General features: G+C 38.0%; 17 protein-coding genes and 1 pseudogene. 12 read left to right on the forward strand and 6 right to left on the reverse strand.

From position 1 onward, the window contains the following. Both OOZ15_RS20360 and OOZ15_RS18680 read right to left on the reverse strand, forming a co-directional pair. A pseudogene (locus tag OOZ15_RS20360) lies at window positions 1-136 on the reverse strand (OmpA family protein); the annotation flags it as partial. A 256-nt stretch (window positions 137-392) separates the two neighbouring features. Then, on the reverse strand, window positions 393-542 hold the full coding sequence (locus OOZ15_RS18680) for a hypothetical protein (RefSeq protein WP_265957969.1): 150 nt from the start codon (window positions 540-542) through the stop codon (window positions 393-395). A gap of 564 nt (window positions 543-1,106) precedes the next feature. Here OOZ15_RS18680 and OOZ15_RS18685 point away from each other — a divergent pair. The 3 genes from OOZ15_RS18685 (at window position 1,107) to OOZ15_RS18695 (ending at window position 3,119) form a co-directional block, all read left to right on the forward strand. Continuing rightward, window positions 1,107-2,273, forward strand: coding sequence for an ABC transporter permease (locus tag OOZ15_RS18685; protein WP_265957970.1), 1,167 nt, complete (start codon window positions 1,107-1,109; stop codon window positions 2,271-2,273). Between the two features lie 322 nt (window positions 2,274-2,595). Beyond that, the gene (locus OOZ15_RS18690) at window positions 2,596-2,814 is read left to right on the forward strand and encodes a hypothetical protein (protein WP_265957971.1); all 219 of its coding nucleotides are present in this window, start codon (window positions 2,596-2,598) and stop codon (window positions 2,812-2,814) included. Next, complete coding sequence (locus tag OOZ15_RS18695) at window positions 2,814-3,119, forward strand: type II toxin-antitoxin system RelE/ParE family toxin (protein ID WP_265957972.1); 306 nt, start codon at window positions 2,814-2,816, stop codon at window positions 3,117-3,119. The genes OOZ15_RS18690 and OOZ15_RS18695 overlap by 1 nt, the downstream gene beginning before the upstream one ends. A gap of 477 nt (window positions 3,120-3,596) precedes the next feature. On the opposite strand, the gene OOZ15_RS18700 is transcribed toward OOZ15_RS18695, so the two are convergent. Genes OOZ15_RS18700 through OOZ15_RS18715 form a run of 4 tightly spaced genes read right to left on the reverse strand, consistent with a single transcriptional unit; the run spans window position 3,597 to window position 8,592 of the window. Beyond that, a complete protein-coding gene (locus tag OOZ15_RS18700; RefSeq protein WP_265957973.1) occupies window positions 3,597-4,451 on the reverse strand; it encodes a hypothetical protein in 855 nt (284 codons plus the stop codon). Window positions 4,452-4,454: 3 nt separating this feature from the next. Continuing rightward, window positions 4,455-7,031, reverse strand: a complete 2,577-nt coding sequence (locus OOZ15_RS18705) for a TonB-dependent receptor (RefSeq protein WP_265957974.1) — start codon at window positions 7,029-7,031, stop codon at window positions 4,455-4,457. After that, window positions 7,028-7,993, reverse strand: coding sequence for a FecR family protein (locus OOZ15_RS18710; RefSeq protein ID WP_265957975.1), 966 nt, complete (start codon window positions 7,991-7,993; stop codon window positions 7,028-7,030). Before OOZ15_RS18710 ends, OOZ15_RS18705 begins: the two co-directional genes overlap by 4 nt. A gap of 59 nt (window positions 7,994-8,052) precedes the next feature. Beyond that, a complete protein-coding gene (locus OOZ15_RS18715; protein ID WP_265957976.1) occupies window positions 8,053-8,592 on the reverse strand; it encodes an RNA polymerase sigma-70 factor in 540 nt (179 codons plus the stop codon). Window positions 8,593-8,690: 98 nt separating this feature from the next. Between OOZ15_RS18715 and OOZ15_RS18720 the strand changes: the two genes are divergently transcribed. From OOZ15_RS18720 to OOZ15_RS18760, 9 genes are all read left to right on the forward strand, one after another. Next, window positions 8,691-9,251, forward strand: a complete 561-nt coding sequence (locus OOZ15_RS18720) for an outer membrane beta-barrel protein (RefSeq protein WP_265957977.1) — start codon at window positions 8,691-8,693, stop codon at window positions 9,249-9,251. Between the two features lie 96 nt (window positions 9,252-9,347). Further along, a complete protein-coding gene (locus OOZ15_RS18725) occupies window positions 9,348-9,557 on the forward strand; it encodes a hypothetical protein (protein ID WP_265957978.1) in 210 nt (69 codons plus the stop codon). Then, window positions 9,554-9,787, forward strand: a complete 234-nt coding sequence (locus OOZ15_RS18730) for an Imm74 family immunity protein (protein WP_265957979.1) — start codon at window positions 9,554-9,556, stop codon at window positions 9,785-9,787. Before OOZ15_RS18725 ends, OOZ15_RS18730 begins: the two co-directional genes overlap by 4 nt. Before the next feature lie 127 nt (window positions 9,788-9,914). Further along, complete coding sequence (locus tag OOZ15_RS18735; protein WP_265957980.1) at window positions 9,915-10,112, forward strand: hypothetical protein; 198 nt, start codon at window positions 9,915-9,917, stop codon at window positions 10,110-10,112. A 133-nt stretch (window positions 10,113-10,245) separates the two neighbouring features. Beyond that, window positions 10,246-10,410, forward strand: coding sequence for a transposase (locus tag OOZ15_RS20365; protein ID WP_265957991.1), 165 nt, complete (start codon window positions 10,246-10,248; stop codon window positions 10,408-10,410). Continuing rightward, window positions 10,362-10,952: an IS5 family transposase gene (locus OOZ15_RS18745; protein ID WP_265957981.1), complete on the forward strand. Its 591-nt coding sequence runs from the start codon at window positions 10,362-10,364 to the stop codon at window positions 10,950-10,952. Before OOZ15_RS20365 ends, OOZ15_RS18745 begins: the two co-directional genes overlap by 49 nt. A gap of 1,410 nt (window positions 10,953-12,362) precedes the next feature. Further along, entirely contained in the window at window positions 12,363-17,171 is a 4,809-nt protein-coding gene (locus tag OOZ15_RS18750) for a hypothetical protein (protein WP_265957982.1), read from the forward strand. 102 nt (window positions 17,172-17,273) lie between these two features. After that, on the forward strand, window positions 17,274-17,702 hold the full coding sequence (locus OOZ15_RS18755) for a lipocalin-like domain-containing protein (protein ID WP_265957983.1): 429 nt from the start codon (window positions 17,274-17,276) through the stop codon (window positions 17,700-17,702). 19 nt (window positions 17,703-17,721) lie between these two features. Beyond that, complete coding sequence (locus OOZ15_RS18760) at window positions 17,722-19,827, forward strand: fibronectin type III domain-containing protein (protein ID WP_265957984.1); 2,106 nt, start codon at window positions 17,722-17,724, stop codon at window positions 19,825-19,827. Window positions 19,828-19,829: the final 2 nt, after the last annotated feature.

Genomic DNA, 19,829 nt, shown 5'->3' on the forward strand with positions numbered 1-19,829 from the left:
GTACGTCTTCATTGACATAGACATCGGGGGTTGTACAACGTACATAACATTTTCCCGGCTCTGGGTTTTCCGGAAGGTCTTGGCCATAAACACCACATACTGATGCCAGGAAAAATAATACCATAATTCTTTTCATAATGTTTCTATTAAAATTTGTTAATAATTAAGATAAGGAGATATCAGTCTCGGCGAGGAGTGGGGTGATTTTAATATAGAGCTCATTTAAACTTTTAGCAAGATAAGGGCAAACGTCAAATAATGCCAATTTAACCAAGAAGAATCCAGGTTGTCGAACCGGATAAATAACATCCTGAAATTGTCCATCCAAACAAAAGCCCGTTCATTTACAAATCTCTGGTCATAGATGTTTTGGTTGAAATATCTTTTCCTTCTCATTTGGCCGTTTTACGGTTTCGGGTATTTTCTTCTACGATGTTTATGTTTAGCTTCATTCTTTTACGTTGTATAGCTCTTCTAAGCGACTTACTGTCTATGCCTTTGTCTGCGTTTTGAATGCTGTGTTGTCCAAACAGATGCTGCATTTTCTTAACTGTTTTGTCATAAGTGAGTATTGAGGGGCTACTTCAAACAGGTCGTTATGGTTTCCACTTATGACCCGGCCGTTGGTAATAGGAATTTCTTTTCAAACGGAGTTATTTGAGCAGACAAAGACACCCCCAGCAATAATGTACAAAACAATAAAATTCTTTTCATCTGTGTTATTTTTAATTAAGTTAAGTAAAGTGCAACCCTAACAACCATATTAGCTGGTGTTCGAATAAATCTGTATATTAAGTATTCACGATTAATTTATTTCTTCAATTCTAACTCGTTGTGCATTTGAAACAATGCTGATTTTAACACTACTCAGCGCTCCTCAAAGACGGATTTACAAAAAATATTTCCTAATTTTTAATCAATATTGCAGCATTCCATGAGACAGGACACCTTCATTCTACAAAATATTATGCATGCAAATTAACAAGAGAAATTATTATGAAAATAACCATATGTATTACATGGTATGATTTTTGTAATATCCGATACAAACTGAGGATTAAATGGGAAATTAAAAGAAATAATATGGTAAATGCATGTCAGTCGGTATGCTCATCATTCTTATGTTGGCCGACCAAAAGAGTTACGATCAGTTTCACCGAAAAAAGAATGATGCCTATCGGATAAACATCGATCCGGGTAACAAAAAAAGACCTTATGCCAGTAGGCCGGCTCCTTTAGCAGAGGCCTTGCGCACCGATTATCCCATCATCAAAGAGGCAACACACCTGATCAAAGGATTTGGGGGCGATGCGGTATACGGACAGCATTTTTCTGAGATAAGGGGCTATTTTACCGACAATTCCTTTTTCAGGATTTTCGATTTTGAGCTCGAAAGGGGCGACGAGGCAACTGCCCTGTCCAAACCCAATACCATGGTCATTTCGCATAAAGTGGCACAACGGCTTTTTGGTAATGAAGACCCTGTGGGAAAAACCATTGAATTTTACGATAGAGGGCTCGACATGTTTACCGACGAAGGTAACCCCCCTGTTGAATGGGGCTCTTATATCATTACGGGAGTGTTGGCCAAAACACCCCTTAAATCGCACATTACCTTCGATGTGCTGGTCTCCGAAACCTCGTTGAAGACATTGAGGCTATATGACTCCTCGGCAAACTGGGGCGATTTTTCAAGAAGCTATACCTATGTCCTGGTACACCCCAAGGCAGAGGAGAGGGAATTGGATATCGCTTTGATTGCACTCGCAGAAGGCAAGTACCGGGATGACGAAAATTTAAGGGGTACAACGTTTCTGGCACAGCCATTGACGAAAATATCGCCCGGCCCGGTCTTGGGCAATGACCCTACTGACAGCCTTCCCCTGTTTGCTTATTATATTTTGGGAGGACTGGCCATATTGGTAATGGCACTGGCTTGTCTCAATTATGCCCACCTATCAGTAGCCAGGGCAGTAACCCGTTTGAAGGAAATCGGGGTCCGAAAAGTCCTGGGAGCCAAGGACACTGCACTTGTCTTTTTGCTTTCAAAAGAATTTTTGGTATTGCTGGCCGTTGCCATGGCCATTGCCGCTCCTTTAAGTTATTATGCCAACACCTTATGGATGGAGCGCCTTGTCAACAAAACAGCATTTGAGTTTGTGAATATCGTTTTGGGAGCATTGTTTATTCTGATCCTAGGTTTTTTGGCCATTGTGCCGCAAACCTTTATAGTTTCGAACCGAAATCCCGTGGAAGCCCTAAGGACAGAATGAACCAAGAACAACATCAATTCTGCCGGACCCCGGTTTTGATATCAAAAAACGAAAGACCATGTTAAAACACAGCCTAACGCTTTTCTTTAGGAACATCAGAAAACAGAGATGGCAGTATGTTAAATGTTACGGTAGCATTGCTAACAAAACCCGAAAAAACCATAAAAAGTGTTGTTATCCCGAAATCTTGCCTGCCGATAGGTGGGTTTAAGGGATAAAAATGTATCTTAATGATCATATAACGGGTTGGGCTTCATACTGACAAAAATCGAAATCGAACCAAATCATATTTTTTGTACATTTGTTTTAAAGAAATTTAAAAATGGATATTCGAACAACAAAACTTGAATTACTCAAAACTATCCTGGAAAATGATAATATTGAATTTATCCAAAGAGTAGCTGATTTTGTTAAAAAGGAAAAAACCGATTTTTGGAATGAGTTAAGTCTAGCTGAACAAAAAGAAATTAAAAAGGGTGTTGAGGAATTAGACAACGGAAAAAGGGTTTCCTATGAATCATTTTTAAAGAAAATTTCTTAATGCAAGTATTCTTATCCGAACTTGCCGAATCAAAACTTCTTCGATTATCTGAATATTTGCTGGAAAAATGGAACTTAAAAACACGTGATAAGTTCATTGCAAAGTTAACCGATAAAATCAAACAAATCTCTTCTCAACCAGATAGTTGCCCAAAGTCAAATGAATACGAAGGACTATATAAATGTGTGGTGACTAAACAAACAACTTTTTATTATCGGATATTAAAACAATCGAATGAGATTGAAATTATTACGATATTTGACACAAGACAAAATCCTGATAAATTAAAAAAGGATATTGAATAAAAAAGCCCGAAAGCCCAGTCGAGCAGACGGGTCCGTCAGTAACTGACGGAGTGCACCTCTACACCACCCAAGATAAGGATTCATAGTATTAGGAGAGTTAATTTCTCCATAGGGGAAACCGTATGGTGTTTTTAGCCTTCCAGGACAACCTTGGTCTTGAACTTCGGGGTAAACTTTCTTCGTGTCATATTCAGTAAATTTAATGATTAAACTTACTGCCCTAATTTTTGGGATATCCACATAGTAGATTTATTATCAATACTTTAATTTACAAAATATTCTGCTTTTTTCTTGCCTTGAAACCAACTTTCTTACATCGAACTCACGTTAACTTAACTTACTGTCCTATTTTTGGGGGGAATTATAGAAGAATTAAAAAACCAATTATGGCAAGGGTTATAAATATTATGCTTAAACCCACACAAAGTTTATAGAGTTTTTTAAAACCATAATGAACTCATCTTGAATCTTATAACATTAAAATATAATTTGCTCTACATCTTTAAAACATCCTCCCCAGAAACCAATACCATCAACTATATTCGTATTTAATTGTGGTAAATCTATAAGGTTGTATTCGCTTTTTTGTAATTCGTAATTATATAAATAATTATAATACTGTTCGTCCATACGCTTTACCCAAAGAAAGTAGTCTTTATTTTGGGTGTCTAAATATGTATTTTCAATAGTAACTTTTATAGTATAGATGGGAGACTCTTCATGGATAGGTATAAACACCCTATTATAGGGAGGTGTAAACTCGTTAAATCTACGATTATCTGTTTCTGTATTATCTGTAAAAACAGGAACTCTTGTGTATGAATCTGTAGCTTCTCTTTCTTTTTCCCTTGAAAGAATTTCAATAGTGCAAAAAGAATTTTCTCCACCTATATTATTTATATTAATATCTATCGAGGTTTCTAATTCTTCTGTTGAAACATTTGTAATTGTCGCTTCTATAGGATTTAGCACTAATGTACTGGAGGTTATTAAGTGATTATCAAATTTTGCTTCAATCTTATATACAGCGCCTGAGTTTATGTCACTTTTACTATTAGACCTCCACTTTTGATGTATGCTACTATAGTACAATTGGTCTATTATCTCGTCATTATTATTTAACACTACAACTTCTGCTTCCTCAATTATGTTTATATCAGACCCTGTACTTAGATTTCCCACTTCCACTAAAATAACCTGAAGCGTATCTAATTGATTAAGCTCTCCTAGTAAGGCCATTTCATCTTGAACCTCAAATTTAAAATCCTCAATTGTATCTTGATTACAAGACAATAGGAAAACGATGGATAGTATTAAAAGATATTTTTTCATAATTTAAAAACTATAAGAGATATTGATATAAGGAATTCTTTCGTTTAAGCTTATTTGTGATATCTCTATTTTATTATTATCCTCATTAAAATCTGCACCAGATACTAATGGTGATGTATTTCCTATCGCATTATATAATCCAGCACTGATGTCTAAAACGGTGTTATTCTCAAATTTTTTCTCGTAATTACCTCCTAAATTAAGGATATAATTGTTTGGCAACTTATATAGATTAGGGGAGGACCCTTGGAATGTAAGTGAAGTGGATGGATTGACATTTATTGAATCATCAATATCTGGATACGTATGGACAGGGATATTTACTCTCGTCCCTGAGCTGTAGCTAAATGTAGTATTGAAAGATATATTTTTAGTAATATCTACATAGATAGCGGTATTAAAAATGTTCCTGTAGTCAAATATTGATGGGAACGTTTCTCCTTGATTAATCCCATCAAAACTATTGTCTGTTTTTGAGAGCGTGTAAGCAGCTTCAAGATTTAAATACTTTTTTAAGTATATGGTCGTCTCAAGCTCAATTCCTTTTCTGGTTCCACTTCCTCTAAGTATACGGTCTTCCATATCTAACGCTAAATTACTTGTAAGTATATCTTGACCTGGTCGGTAAGTTATAATACCATCAATATTTTTATAATATGCTCTTATGCCTAATTTATTCTTTTTTCTGAAATGATAATTATATCCTATTTCAAAAGCCTCTGACAACTTAGGAGGTGTACTTTTTGTACTGGGTATTCTAAACTCGTTGGGTAAAGAGATTATGGCTGGTGTAATTTCGTGATTAAATTGTGAGACCGAAGAGTAAGACCCAAAGAAATAATTGTTTTTATTTAAAGTATAATAAACAGATAAACGGGGTAAGAAAAAATTATAACTTTTTGAATCTAAAAAGTAGTTTGCAAAATTAACCCCTGCTTTAAACAACAGTTTTTTATTTAATTGTATTCTATTTTCCACATAAGCATTGAGGTGAAAGGATTTGTTTTCTTGCTCATTTTGGGTTAAACTTCCATTGGAATTATTTCTGGAATACGAATTGTTAAATCTAACCAGCTTAAGGCTTAGTCCAAAATCCATTCTTGATTTTTCTGAAATCGAATGCTCCATTTCTGTATTGAAACTTAAATCATTAATTCTAGAATTTAGTTCAGAATTTATAGCGTTGTCATTTCGAGAATTAACCTCAAACAAATTGCCTAAATAGTAATTATTAAAATTACTATAAGTTAAGCTAAAGTGCTGAAAGGTACGTGAGTTATGAATATGATTCCATTTTAAAGCCACAAGTTGATTGCTCCAGTTTAACACTAAATCATTAAGCGATAAAAGGTCTATTTCATCAAGTTTTAAATTATCCTTACCTACGTATGCACTTAGAAAAATTCTGTCAGAATTTTTTAGGATATAATTTGTTTTAAAATTATAATCATAAAAATAATAGTTCAAATCAGAGTTGCCAGATATTAATTTGCTTATTAAGTCTACCGAACTTCTTCTAAAACTAGAAATAAAAGATGCTTTTTCTTTTTTAATGGGACCTTCAAAAGATGCAGAAAAAGTTATAGGACTTAAGTTAAGGTTGCCGTGGTATTCTTCCATATCCCCATCTTTAGTGCGTACATCTATCACCGATGACAACCTCCCATTATACTTGGGATGAAAAGCACTTTTGTAAAAATCTACTTGTTTAATTGAATGGGTGTTAAATATAGAAACAATACTTCCTAGGTGGTTATAATTATAAACGGGTACGCCATCAATTAAAACTAAATTCTCGTCTGGATTCCCTCCTCTAACGTTTTTTAGAGTTGAACTCCCTACACTACCAGAAACTCCTGCTGCTTGTTTTAAAACCTTTAAAGGATCACTCTCTCCAAGCAATACTGGAAACCTGCGTATATCATCATTTGTAATACGTTTATCACTGGTATTGTATGGTTTTTTATTAATTAGCTCCGATACTACAACTACCGATTCCAATTGTATCCCTCCAATTAAAAAGAAATCCTGATTTATATTATTTGATTGTATTTCTATTTGCTTCTTTTGCTTTTTATAACCCGTGTAGCTAATCTCAATCTCATATTCTCCAGGGTCTAGGATTAAATTATAAAAGCCGTAAGAATTTGTTATCACTCCATAGTTAGTCCCTAAAACGCTTACGATCGCACCAATAAGGACTTCATTTGTTCCTTCTTCTCTTACAAATCCGCTAATAGTATTTTTACCTATTGGTTGCGATGTAAGTATAATTTTATCGTTTTTTAAAACTATCCTAACATCACTGTTACTAACTACCAAGTTAAGTATTTCTCTTACTGTATACTGGTTTTTATCAAGTGACAGCTCGTTACTCAAATCTATATCGTTTGAGCTATAAGTGAGTTTTATATTTGCTTCTTTTATTAATTTAAATAAGTCTGAAACTGTGATTTTGCGACCTGTTACATAGATGTCTTTTGAAAAAACATCTGGTGTAGTTTGTGCGTAGCACGAATAAAAGCTTATCGAAAAAAATAAAACTAGAAGTGTTGTAGATGCTTTTAGCCATTTTATCATTGACACGTAGATATATGGTTCAATGTAAAAGTATTATTTTTATTCTCTTTAATTTCAAAACCAAATAATAACTGTAGTTCTTTAAGAGCATCTTCTAAAGTTTGTTTGTCAAAAACAACAGATGCATAACATTTTGAAATATCGCCTTCTACAACAATTCTATTTTTATAATATTTTTCTAACTCTATGATAATTTGACTTAGCGGTTTGTCTTCAAAAATCAAAACCCCTGTTTTCCATTCCGAGATTTTGTTGTTTTCATTAGGTGCTTTTACTAATTGATTTTTATGATAAATAGCCTTTTCTCCAGGCAATAGTATAACTTCTTTACTGTCTATTTCAGAATACACAGAAACTTTACCTGTTTTTACGATTACCTCGGTATAATCATCTTCTTTTGATTTTATGTCAAAAGATGTCCCTAAAACTGTAACCAATATATTATCTACAGATACTTCAAAGGGTTGTTCAAGATTTGAAGCAACATTAAAATACGCTTCACCTTTTAAAGAAAGAGTTCTTTTTTGAGAGTCAAACTTTTTAGGATACGCCAACTCGGTGTTTTTGTTTAGAACAACCACCGAACCATCATCTAAGTGTATTGTTTTGGCAAAATCTGCTGTTTGTACATTGACAGTAGCATTTAAATTCATAAACACAATACTACCAAGCCCGATTAAAAATACAATAGATGCCGCTATACTCCATTGTCTAACTCTAAAAGCTTTAAGTTGTACTGTTTTGGTTTGTCTTGCTCCTTTAATTTTTTTATCAGTTTCAGCCCAACCTTCTGCAACGTCAAATAAATGTTCAAAATTAGCTGGTTTTGCTTCTTTATGAATAGACTCTAAAGCACTAAACTCCTCAGGATTATTTTTTTTCCATTCCTTAAATATCAAAGACTCTTCCGTATTTAAATCGCTAGAAAAATATTTTGCAAGTATGTTATCGATGTTGTCCATTTTAATTAAAACGTATTTTTTTCCAAAACCCCCATTGATTTATTTGTCAAACTTCATATTTAATATAATGATGTTGTAATTATTTTATTTTCTTTAATAAACTCACGCATTATCCGGATGGCTTTTCCCATCTGGTTTTCAACAGTTTTTACAGACAGCCCTAGCTTATCTGCAATTTGTGCATAGGTCATATTATCAAACCTACTCATCATAAATATGGTTTTACACTTTGGCGGTAACCTATCCAAGGCCCTTTGAACGAATTCCTGAGTGTTTACTTCGCTTTTATCTTCATCTATATCAGGGGCCAAATTATTAGATGTTTTTTCTGTAACAACTTTATCATCTAAAGAAAGAGTGTATTTATGTTTTCGCAGTAGATCAATACAATTATTTTTTACAGAGGTATAAAAATAGTAGTGTGCATTAGCTTCAGTAATTACCGTTTTCTTTTTTTCCCAAATTTTAATATAAACCTCTTGCACTACATCTTTACTTTGGTCTATGTCTTTTAAGTAATTGTATGCTAAAGAGCACAATTTTGTATAGTGTTCTTCAAAGAGTTTTTTAAACGTTATATATATGTCCTGTTCTCCCATTTTTTATAAAACGTAAAAATAATCGAATTTATATATAAAATAGGGGTATTTAATTTTTATACGTGTTAATCATATATAAAAATTTAAAACAAAATATTATGAACACAAAATTTAAAATGTCATTTATCTTATTACTTGCTCTAGTTGGAGTTGTTAATGTAAATGCCCAAGAGAAAAACGAAATTAGAGTATCTCTAAGTGATGCCATTCCATTAGAGCTTAGCTATGGCTTAGCCAAGTCTTTCGAGTCGATACTAGATGGAGAAGGCAGTGATTTTGAAATTGCTACTTTTGGAATGCTTAACCTTAATTATCAAAGGTCAATAACTGATAGAATTAAAGTAGGAGCTGGAGTTTCTTACTTGAAATTTCAGGATAAGAAAGGTAATTCAAAAGACAATGACCTTAATTATTTAGCCTTTATGCCACAGTTTGAATATACCTACTTAAAGAGTGGCATCTTAGAATTATATGGTAATACTTCTGCTGGAGTTGTAGGCTTATTCTATAAGATTGAAAATAAAAATGAGACCGACTTTGGTTTTGCCTACCAAGTAAATCCTATTGGTATCCGAGTGGGTAAAAAAATAGGAGGTTTTGCAGAAGTTGGGTGTGGGTTTAAAGGTTTTGTCAACGTAGGTATTGACTTCAAATTTTAGTAAAAAAAAAGTATTCCTCAAGGCAAAGCCTTGGGAGGCTATTAAACAAACATTAACAAAAAAATCATCAAAAAATGAATATAGCAAAAAGAATATATGTTAGTACATGAAGCTTGGAAGGAAGTATCTAAATTATATGCAAATGAAGCTGTTGGGGATGTCCGAGCTGTCATAGGAAAGGATTTAAGACCAGGCAGCGTTTGGGAAACCGTTGAACTACCTGCCCTGAAGGCAAACAAAAATGTGACTAGGATATTTACCATAGACCCAGTAACTTTGAAGGAAACACTAATTTTTAAAAGATGAAAATAACTGGTACCAGATCATATATTATAGTTGAAACGGAGGGTAAGTCCTTAAAAATTGAAGGTGAGCTAACCACGACCCCAGCATTTTATGCCGACAAAGATTCAATTAAGAATTGGGAAAGTCTTCATGATGATATCCGAATATCCGAAGACGAAAAAATGTCCCTAATTAAAAAAATAGTACAAGAGGGCAGAAAGGAAGGGAATGTTAAGATCATTTTTGACTAATGAAATGGTTTAGGTTCAATGCTATCTTTATCGTTGTTGAGGAGCCTGTTTGATGGGTTAAAGCCTGTTTAGGGCTCTTCTTTTTAGGATTTTTATAGCCTGTTTTTTGATTTTGTATGTTTAAAACTTGATCCAAACCTACAATTCAAAATCATGTTGCAAAAGTCTCAAAGAATGGGGAGATAGGGAGAAATCTAAATTGTACTTACGAAGTATGCTTCCTGAAGAAAGAGATAATATTATCAAGGATAAGGAGGCCAATTTAAACAAGGATTCTGAAGGGTTTTTAGAGATGGCGGGAACTAAGAGCTTGTTTTGGAATTAAATTGAAAAAAGTGTTATGGCGGCTTGGATCGCAAGGATAGGTTTCGGATCTTTTGTTTTTCACCACAAAAAGCAAAGAGATGAGAAAGTACCCGAGCGACCTTACCGACCGCCAATGGCAAGTTATAAAAAATATGCTCCCCCATTCCGATAGGAAGCGAAAACATGGTCTGCGGGCCATATGGAACGGGCTGCTCTACCTTGTCCGGACAGGTTGTCAATGGCGGATGCTCCCGAAATGTTTCCCGGCATGGCAGACGGTCTACTACCACTACAGCAGGTGGAGGGAATGGAAGTGATAGAGGAGGTGATGCACCGCCTCAGGGAACTTGCCAGAAAGAAGCGGGGCAAGAATGCCGGTGCGAGCGCTGGCATCATCGACAGCCAGAGCGTCAAGAGCGGGCTGCCCAATGCGATGAAGGGCTTCGACGGAAACAAAAAGGTCAACGGCCGAAAGAGGCACATAGTGACCGACACCAACGGATGGCTATTGGCCGTATTGGTGCACAGTGCCAACCTGCACGACGGTACCATGGCCGTGCTGCTGTTCAGGCGGCTGAGGGAATCGATCCACGGCATCCTTGCGGTCTTCGCCGACGGCGGATACAGGGGGAAGCTAGTGGAAAATGCAGCAAAAGCCCTTGGGTTCACCATTGGTATCGTCATGCGAACGGATAATGCGGAAAGGTTCAAGGTGGTGCCCAAAAGGTGGGTGGTCGAGCGCTCGTTCGCATGGATGAACGCCCATCGGAGGCTTTCAAAGGATTATGAATTCCTTTGCGAATCGGCCGAGACAATGGTGCAATTGTCCGCCATAAAGATTATGTTGAATAAAATTTAAACAGGCTCTAAACCCAGTTTAATCGACTGTTATTTGGAAAAATTGGTGTTCAAAGAAAGTTTTCTTACCTCGATATCTTTATGACTTTAACTCCCGGTATGCATGATGTAATAGGCCAGAGACTTTTAGAAGCCTTTAAAGAAGTAGTTATGAGGTTAAAATTTTTTGTATAGAGGAGAGCAAAATAAGTCATTGACATTGATTATATTGACCATTGTTTTTCTGTCACAATGTGACCTTTTACCTTCCTGCCCCCTAAAGAATTAAGCCCCAACCAAAGCAATGCTTTTATTATTACTTTTTCGGTTTATCACTTTGGCCGTCCTGTTGGATAGGAAGAAGAGCAAATACACTATCAAAAGGCTAAGAAGGAAGGAAAAGAAAACCCCTGACAAATATTAATAAAGGTATCAAGGTACTACCCATAAAACGTATGGAGAGCGATACGTTTGTTTCTTCTTTATAAGAAGTTTAGCCATTTATTACATCAGGTGCCTCGAATATTACACACCGGTTGATTAAAGGCATCGGTCAAGCCATCTTTGTTTTGGGTTTAATTAACGTTTTACAAAACCAACAAGATCGGCAGTTTAAGTTCAGGCTGGTTGATTAATAGTACGGGTCAGGTTTATCCTGATCCGTTTTTTAAGATTTAAGGTACCCTCAAACCCGACGCAATACATAAGCCATAAAAGGCTTTATGTGTTGTTTTCGTCAAATATATTTTGGAAAAGGATAAAACAAATGGCATTTCAACAAGCAAAAAAAATGTCATATCAATAAGCCCCAAAAATTAAAAATTTGGTTAAAGTATGGGGAAACCCTAAAAAGCAAATATAAGGAAATCGATGACCTGTTCCTTGCCTTGCCTAAATCTATAAAACAGAAATGGAAGCAATTTTATACAGATTTACAAGGAAATGAAGGGGATGTTTCAATGAAAACATATATATGGGATATTGCCAAACTATCTATACAATTTTAAAAAAGGGGGAAAATCCCCTTATCGACAATATGTTCATCCTCAGCGGTATGGAATTGAATATTTTTACTATTTTAGCAAAGAATCCCCTCCATGGCTGCATGTCAAAAAAGAAATAAACACCATTTGTTGTATGTATCTCTAAAAGGGCAATTTGCAAGGTTGAGCAGTAGCCCCTGTTTATCATTTTATAACAAACAGGAATTCTTCTATGTTATATATCATTTGTTAATGAGAAAAAATAGCCTATCATTTTTCTGTCAATTGCAAAATAAATTTCATAAAATATATAGATTTGAAGTCTTCAAAACTTTGATTTTTTATAGGAAAAAGTATATTTGTAGTGACTTTTGTAGAAAACTTGTGTCTAAAAACAACAGGGAGGGTTCTGTAAAGTCGTGCCCTATAACGATACCAAAACTATGCCTATGAAAAGACTACTACCCTGTATATGTTTTTTTAGTGCACTGCTATCATATCCCTCAACCCGGGGATATTTAACTTTGTTCCATAGCGATACCCTTTCACTCCATGCCAAAAAGCAGCCTGTGGTCCCTGAAAAAAAAGTGTCGCCTTCTTTTTTAGATAAGTTGGCATCCAAGTTCCCGGAACCTGTAGAAAATTCAATTAATAGAAAAATTTCATCCCCGGAATTCAACTGGCAGTATATAAAAGATACTTATAAAATACCGGATACAGTTGCAACCCAACAAGGGATAGCAGCTGAGTCTTTCAATGAAATAGAAGAAAGCGGATTGTGGGTAAAACGTTTCGGGAATGAAGATATCGTGACGCTACCTGTGGGGGTGAAAGATTCCGTTGGAAATGTGGAATATGCCATAGGGGTTGTAAAAGCTGAAATAAACCCGAAATATACCAAACTTACTGTTTTTGCGAGGGTCCGGATACCACAGAGCAATGAAAAAGGGGAACCTTTGGAACTATTTTTTGGGGCCGATGATGTAAAACTGTCCCATCAGGGAGGGATTATTGGTGATGCCAAACTGGTTTTGTTGGGGGATGTCCCCATCCCTTTTAATGGAGGGAACTGGTTGGTTACATTTAATGGCGGTATGGATATGGGAACAGGTGCCACTATGGACTTGACCTATGCTACCATAGATTGCGATGGGATAAAAAACCTTTCCTTGGATGGTTCTGTTGAATTTTCCAGGAAATATATTCTTCCGTTGACACTTAATGGTGAGGTTGATGAGGCTTCAGGGGAAAGGGTTAGGGCTGATTTTAATGTGACCGTTGAAGATTGGAACGATCTTTTGGTTGGGGTGTCCGTACAACCATTTACCCGCGCCCAAAAAAGAAATGGAAAGGATTATGATGGAAACTTCCAGTTTTATTTAAACGAGGCGGTATTGGATTTTAGCGACCTGCGTAATTCCCCTAATGTCCATTTTCCGGAATATTATGTCGAAAAAGGACTGTTAATGCCCAACCCAAATACATGGAGAGGGATTTATATAGAAACCATTGATGTTCGATTGCCGAAGGAATATAAAACCAAAGGGGCCATTGAGCGAAAAGAGCGTATCGGTTTTGGAGCCCACCATATGATTTTTGACTCTTATGGATTGTCGGGGACTTTTTATGCCGATAACCTGTTCCAGATGGATGAAGGAAGGACCAATGAGAAAGGGGCATGGGCATATTCCTTGGATCATATTGAAGTAAGCCTGGCGGCCAATCAATTTATTGGGGCAGGGTTTAATGGACGGATTTTGATGCCTGTATCCAAAGAAACCAATGAAAGCGGGAAAATAGGTTTGCGTTATGCCGGACTTATCACCGAAGAAGAATATATGCTGCATGTGGCCACGGATTCTGTAGTTGACTTTAACCTATGGCAAGCCAAAGGCCAGCTATTGCCAAATAGCAGTATTGAGTTACGGGTGGTTGAAAGTAAGTTTAGGCCCAGGGCAATTTTAAACGGTCGATTGGCTATCAATGCGAGTCAAAAGAAGAGTTTGGAAACCGAAGGGGAATATGAAGAAAATGATTCTACAGCAATCGTACAATTTAAAGGCATTGAATTCCAGCAAATGGTATTGCAGACCGAGAGCCCTGTATTTGCCGTTGGTTATTTGGGGTATAATGATGAAGTGAAATTCGGGAATTTTCCGGTATCAATAGCCAATATAGAATTAACTACACAAGCAAATTATGCATCCTTGTGGTTTGACCTGAATATCAATTTGATGGATGGGGCAGGATTTGGAGGCTCTACCCGATTGGGGATTCAAGCATTAAATGAGGAGCGGGATTACAGGCAGCGATGGAAATATGACGGACTGGACGTCCAAGAGATTTTTATTTCTGCAGATATGAGTGCCTTTTCATTTGAAGGAAGGTTGACGATTATGGATGATGACCCGGAATATGGCGATGGTTTTGCCGGGCAACTCACGGCGAAATTTCAATCCTTGGGAAATGTGGAGATTGGAGCATCGGGGATATTTGGCCGTGTAGACGGATATCGGTATTGGTACTTCGATGCCAGTGTAAACAATCTGGTGCCCCCGGGAACGCCGGGGTTGATCGTCCCATCCGGTTTTGCGGGGGGAGCCTATTATAAAATGAAGCGTAAAGGCTTTAGTTCTGCTTTTTCCACGGCCTATTATTCCGATCAGGAAGCTCAGGAGAGCGGGTTAAGCGGTAAAAACAGGCTGGCTTATGCCCCCGATAAAAATATGGGGCTTGGTGTAAAAGCCATGATCATGTTTTACGTCGGGGCCAATGGGGTTGTCAATGGCGGGGCCGGATTTGAAGTCTTGTTCAATAATCACGGGGGGATCTCCCGTATGGGCTTCTACGGACAGGCCAAGATTATGGCTGAACTGCCCATGGGGGACGATATCAATAACTTGATGGACAAAGTCAAAGAGAGTGCACCTGCATTGGATGATTTTATGAATGTAGATGATGACTCATCTTTGGCAAAAGTTGGGAAACCCTTCCTTAAAAAAGCTGATATGAGTTTTCCGGATATCAGCACGAAAATGGGGGTTGAAGCCTATGTGGGGATAGAGTACGATTTTGAAAACTCAACCCTTCACGGGGAGTTCGATCTCTATGTAAATGTTGCTGGTGGAGTGGTTGCCGGAAGGGCCAGTAAAGGCAGGGCAGGATGGGCCGTGTATCACTTTGCACCCGGGGAATGGTATATCCATATGGGAACACCAACAGATCGACTCGGACTAAAAATAGGAGTAGGACCTGTCTCCATACAAACAGGAGGGTATTTTATGATGGGGGATAAAATCCCGGGAAGCCCGCCACCGCCACCTATCGTTGCCGAAATTTTAAGGGAGGATGTACAGACCCTGGATTATATGCGGGATCTCAATGCCTTGGGTGAAGGTCGAGGCTTTGCATTCGGGGCAGATTTTTCAGTGGACACCGGGGATATTAATTTCTTGATGGTCTACGCTAGGTTCCAGGCCGGGGCCGGTTTTGACATTATGCTCAAGGATTATGGCGAGGCCGCCTGTAAAAACAGGGGGGGCGATCAGATAGGGATAGATGGCTGGTACGCCAATGGACAGTCCTATGCCTATTTGCAGGGAGAGCTGGGTATCAATATCAAGCTGTTCTTTGTACGGAAGAAGATCCCGATCATCAAGGGGGCTGCTGCTGTTCTACTGCAGGCCAAGGCACCAAACCCCGTATGGTTACGTGGCTATGTGGCCGGTGAATTTGAACTCTTGGGGGGACTTATAAAAGGGAACTTCCGGTTAAAACTCACCATAGGAGAAGAATGTGAACTCATGGACGCTTCACCACTTGGGGGAATGAAGATCATAGCAGATGTCACCCCAAAGGATGGCAGCAAAGATATTGATGTATTTGCTGCCCCTCAGGCTACCTTCTCCATGAAAGTCAATGAACCTATTGTTATCCCGGAAGACGATGGCGATAAAACCTATAAGATCATTGTAGAGAAATTCAGGATTGTCCATGAAGGAAAAGAGATCCCCGGGAGGATCAAATGGGGGACCAATGGAGACCGGGGGACTTATATATCATCGGATATCCTGCCACCACATGAGCCCATGAAAGTTGAGGTAGAAGTAAGCTTCAAGGAATATGTCAATGGTAAGTACCAGACCATTATGGTCGATGGACAAAAAGCAGTGGAGACCGAAGTTCGGAATTTCACAACAGGGGAAGCACCGGACCATATCCCATTGCATAACATTGTATACTCTTATCCAGTCATCGATCAAAAGCATTTCCTGAAAAACGAATATGACAAAGGATATATCCAGCTGGAACGCGGTCAGGATTACCTGTTTGATTTGGCCGATTGGAAAACCGATATCAGAGTGATTGATCAAACTGGAAAGCAAAGCACAACAGCTTTCAATTACGATACAGGGGACAATAAAGTGTTCTACAATACACCGGACCTGAGCAACAATACCCAATACAAAATGCTTATTGTGAGCACTACCAAAAAGGAAAGTACTTCCAATAACGAAACGACCTATAAAAATCAAGATGCCGGGGATGGGAATACCACCCAGATCCGTCAGAACCAAGCCGAAAATGTCATTCAGGACGGTGAGATAGAACGCCTTGCTTATGATTTTAAGACCAGTAGGTACAACACCTTTAAACAAAAGATCAGGAACATAAATACGGTGAGCCGAAATTGGGGCAAGATCTATTCGGATGTGATTTTCCTGGCCAATCAAATTCAAAGTGATGAAACCTTTGACGTACCGGAATTAACCGGGAATGATTATACCGAAAACAAACCCTTGGTGAGTGTAACGGCAACACTTTCCGATGATTATTACCAAAAAGACATGAACCCGCCGTTGTACAGCCATTACCCCTTCGGCGGAAAATACACCGTGAAGAACAGGGAAGAAAACGAATATGGGATGCCACCTAAAAAAGCTGTACCAATTTTAGCACATTATCTAACGAGTGCAGAGTATGAAACCAATCTGGCGTGGATGCGGAATAACTTCCCCTATTTCTATAACCTCCCATTGATTTATAAAAAAGACTGGGTGGATTTACATTCCCAGATTATAAACGACTATGTGGATGGTAAGATTACCCGCTCCCACCCTGCCTATTCGTTTTTGGATAAGGACTATTACTTTATGCGTTATGGCAAGTACACTGTAAATATGCAGTATATGCTACCGGGGGGTATTAGGGGAACAAGTATACAGTATGACTTTAAAAACAATAATAGATTTAGATAAAGAACTTAAGGTAAAAGTGCAGCCTTAAGGGAGAAACATTGAACAAATGCACATAAACAAATATTAACAATTTTAAAATTTTTAAAAATGATGAAAAAACTAATGTACTTATGCTTAATGGTAGCCGTAATGCCTTTTCTCTCATGTAGTAGTGATGATGATGATAATGGAGATGATCCAATAACTGCTGAATGGAAGCTTACTGCTGAGAAAGAAGTTGTAAATGGGGAAGAAGTTGATTTGAATATTTCCAATTGTCGAAAAAACTCTAGCCTGCAGTTTTATGGAGATGGAATGGCTGTTGTGGCCAATTATTCTGATCCTGAACCGGATGATACAGTTACATGTAAATTTGATGGTAGTTATGAGGGGACATGGGAAAATAGAGGGAATAACACTTATGCTATTAAAGATGAAAATGGTGAGGAAAGAACAGGGGAATTTACCTTTGAAGATAATAAAATGACAGTTCGTTATTCAGGTGATGATGGGGTGATTATCTCTATTTATACAATGGTAGAAGATTATTAAAATATTTACCTTTTTTTAAATGCATATAATATACCCACATAAAAAAACTGTACTTACATTGTTAGGGTTGCTGTTTGTATTTCTGATGCAAGCACAATACAATCCTGCTGTAAGTGATACGGCTGCTGTTCAATTACATGCCCGTGCACAACAGGATCGGATATTGCTCCGTTGGGCGGTGGACAGGCCTTTGGAGTGGCAAAGGGCCAATACCTATGGTTTTTATTTGGATAAGTATGTATTTAAAAGAAACGGAATCCGGGTTGACCCCTTGGAAAAGGTCAATCCGGCTCCTATTTTTATCAAAGCCGATCCGTTGGAAGAGTGGCAACAGATCGTAGAAGAAAGCGATTATGCCGCCATTATTGCCCAGGCCTTATATGGTGAAGGGTTTAAGGTAGAAGGTACACAAAACCAAGGTCAGCTGGCAGAGATTGTCAATACGGCCCAGGAACAGGAGCAACGTTTTTCCTTTGGCCTGTATGCTGCCGATATGGATTTTAAAGCTGCCGTAAAAGCAGGATGGGGTTATGTGGATGATGAGGTAAAACCCGGGGAGGAATATGTGTATCAGATAAAAACAGCCATTCCACAAGAAATTGCCACCGTAAAAAGTGCTTCGGTATTGGTGGGGATCGATAGCTATGAAGAACTTCCGCAGCCGATGGGTTTACACGGGGTTTGGGGCGATAAAAATGTCATGCTTACTTGGGAATACGAACTTTTTAAAACGATCTACACCTCTTATAATATAGAACGCTCCAAAGATGGCACTAATTTTAAGGTATTAAGCCCGACCCCAATCATTAATTTGAACGATAAACCCAATGCACCTGCCAAACGCATGTATTATGTGGATACCTTGGCACAAAACCATAAAAAATATTATTACAGGGTCTACGGGATTTCCCCTTTTGGTGAGAAAGGCCCCTATTCCGAGGTGATTTCAGGGGAAGGAAGCCCGACATTGGTGTTTACGCCCCGGATATCCGATTTTCAGTGGACCGACAATCAAAATGAAGCCCTTATTGAGTGGGAGTACCCCGAAGAAGGGGAAGATCTCATTACAAAATTTACCATGACAAGGGCAGATAAGGATGCAGGCCCCTATCAGGTGATTTTTGACAGTATTCCCGTTCATAAAAGGGAGATTCTGTATTCAGAACTCAACCCTTCCAATTATGTAAAAATCCAAGCAGTCGGTGAAAACAATCAGGTCAAGGAATCCTTTTCCACCTTGATACAGCCTGTGGATTCCATACCGCCATTACCTCCGGTCGAACTGGAAGGGGCCATAGACAGCTTGGGCGTGGTAAATTTATCATGGGCAGCAAATACGGAAAGGGATATAGCCGGTTATCGGGTGTTCAGGAAAAATATTGAAAAAGAAGAACCGGTACAGTTAACGGTTTCCCCAACCGAGAACACCACCTATAAAGATACCGTTGTCCTCAAATCCCTCAACAGTAAAGTATATTATAGTGTGATAGCATTGGACAAGCGGCATAACCAGTCTGATTTTTCAGAAACCCTGGTATTGGAAAAACCGGATGTAGTACCCCCATCATCGCCTATATTCACAAATTACAAAGTAGAAGACGGCAAGGTACTGTTGCAATGGGAACGAAGCAGTGAAGAAAATGCTATCCATAACCTATACCGAAAAAACATAAGCGACAACCTGCCATGGGGGATCGTGTTTTCCACCAATGATACCATAAAAGAATATACAGATAAAAAAGTAAGCAAAAACAAGACCTACCGCTATGCCATTATGGCTACGGATAAAAGCGGTTTGGAATCAGAGCCCTCTACACCCATAACGGTAACCGTTACCAATTTGGAACCCCAAGAATATATAAAAACCCTTTCCGGCTATGCCGATAGGGAAAACAGAACGATAGCACTCCACTGGAAGCTGAAAAATCAAGATGAAGTTGCCGAGGTGACCATTTATAAAAACGCATCAAACCAGCCTCCTGTAACCTTTAGGGTATTACCGGCAAGTATTACCGAGATAAAGGATAAAAACATTAACCCTAACAACACATACAGTTACCATCTAAGGGCAACCCTAAAAACAGGGGAGCTCTCCAGACTGGAAACTGTGGATGTAAAATATTGATG

Origin of the sequence: Galbibacter kalidii (genome assembly GCF_026241135.1) — a bacterium.
Taxonomy (GTDB): Bacteria; Bacteroidota; Bacteroidia; order Flavobacteriales; family Flavobacteriaceae; genus Galbibacter.

Excerpts from the sequence above, each read along its gene's own strand:
- OOZ15_RS18755 (WP_265957983.1), top strand. The coding sequence starts at position 17,274 with ATGTACTTATGCTTAATGGTAGCCGTAATGCCTTTTCTCTCATGTAGT.
- OOZ15_RS18710 (WP_265957975.1), bottom strand. The coding sequence starts at position 7,993 with ATGGACAACATCGATAACATACTTGCAAAATATTTTTCTAGCGATTTA.
- OOZ15_RS18705 (WP_265957974.1), bottom strand. The coding sequence starts at position 7,031 with ATGATAAAATGGCTAAAAGCATCTACAACACTTCTAGTTTTATTTTTT.
- OOZ15_RS18685 (WP_265957970.1), top strand. The coding sequence starts at position 1,107 with ATGCTCATCATTCTTATGTTGGCCGACCAAAAGAGTTACGATCAGTTT.
- OOZ15_RS18715 (WP_265957976.1), bottom strand. The coding sequence starts at position 8,592 with ATGGGAGAACAGGACATATATATAACGTTTAAAAAACTCTTTGAAGAA.
- OOZ15_RS18720 (WP_265957977.1), top strand. The coding sequence starts at position 8,691 with ATGAACACAAAATTTAAAATGTCATTTATCTTATTACTTGCTCTAGTT.
- OOZ15_RS18725 (WP_265957978.1), top strand. The coding sequence starts at position 9,348 with ATGTTAGTACATGAAGCTTGGAAGGAAGTATCTAAATTATATGCAAAT.
- OOZ15_RS20365 (WP_265957991.1), top strand. The coding sequence starts at position 10,246 with ATGCTCCCCCATTCCGATAGGAAGCGAAAACATGGTCTGCGGGCCATA.
- OOZ15_RS18745 (WP_265957981.1), top strand. The coding sequence starts at position 10,362 with ATGGCAGACGGTCTACTACCACTACAGCAGGTGGAGGGAATGGAAGTG.
- OOZ15_RS18760 (WP_265957984.1), top strand. The coding sequence starts at position 17,722 with ATGCATATAATATACCCACATAAAAAAACTGTACTTACATTGTTAGGG.
- OOZ15_RS18690 (WP_265957971.1), top strand. The coding sequence starts at position 2,596 with ATGGATATTCGAACAACAAAACTTGAATTACTCAAAACTATCCTGGAA.
- OOZ15_RS18695 (WP_265957972.1), top strand. The coding sequence starts at position 2,814 with ATGCAAGTATTCTTATCCGAACTTGCCGAATCAAAACTTCTTCGATTA.
- OOZ15_RS18700 (WP_265957973.1), bottom strand. The coding sequence starts at position 4,451 with ATGAAAAAATATCTTTTAATACTATCCATCGTTTTCCTATTGTCTTGT.
- OOZ15_RS18730 (WP_265957979.1), top strand. The coding sequence starts at position 9,554 with ATGAAAATAACTGGTACCAGATCATATATTATAGTTGAAACGGAGGGT.
- OOZ15_RS18680 (WP_265957969.1), bottom strand. The coding sequence starts at position 542 with ATGCAGCATCTGTTTGGACAACACAGCATTCAAAACGCAGACAAAGGC.
- OOZ15_RS18750 (WP_265957982.1), top strand. The coding sequence starts at position 12,363 with ATGAAAAGACTACTACCCTGTATATGTTTTTTTAGTGCACTGCTATCA.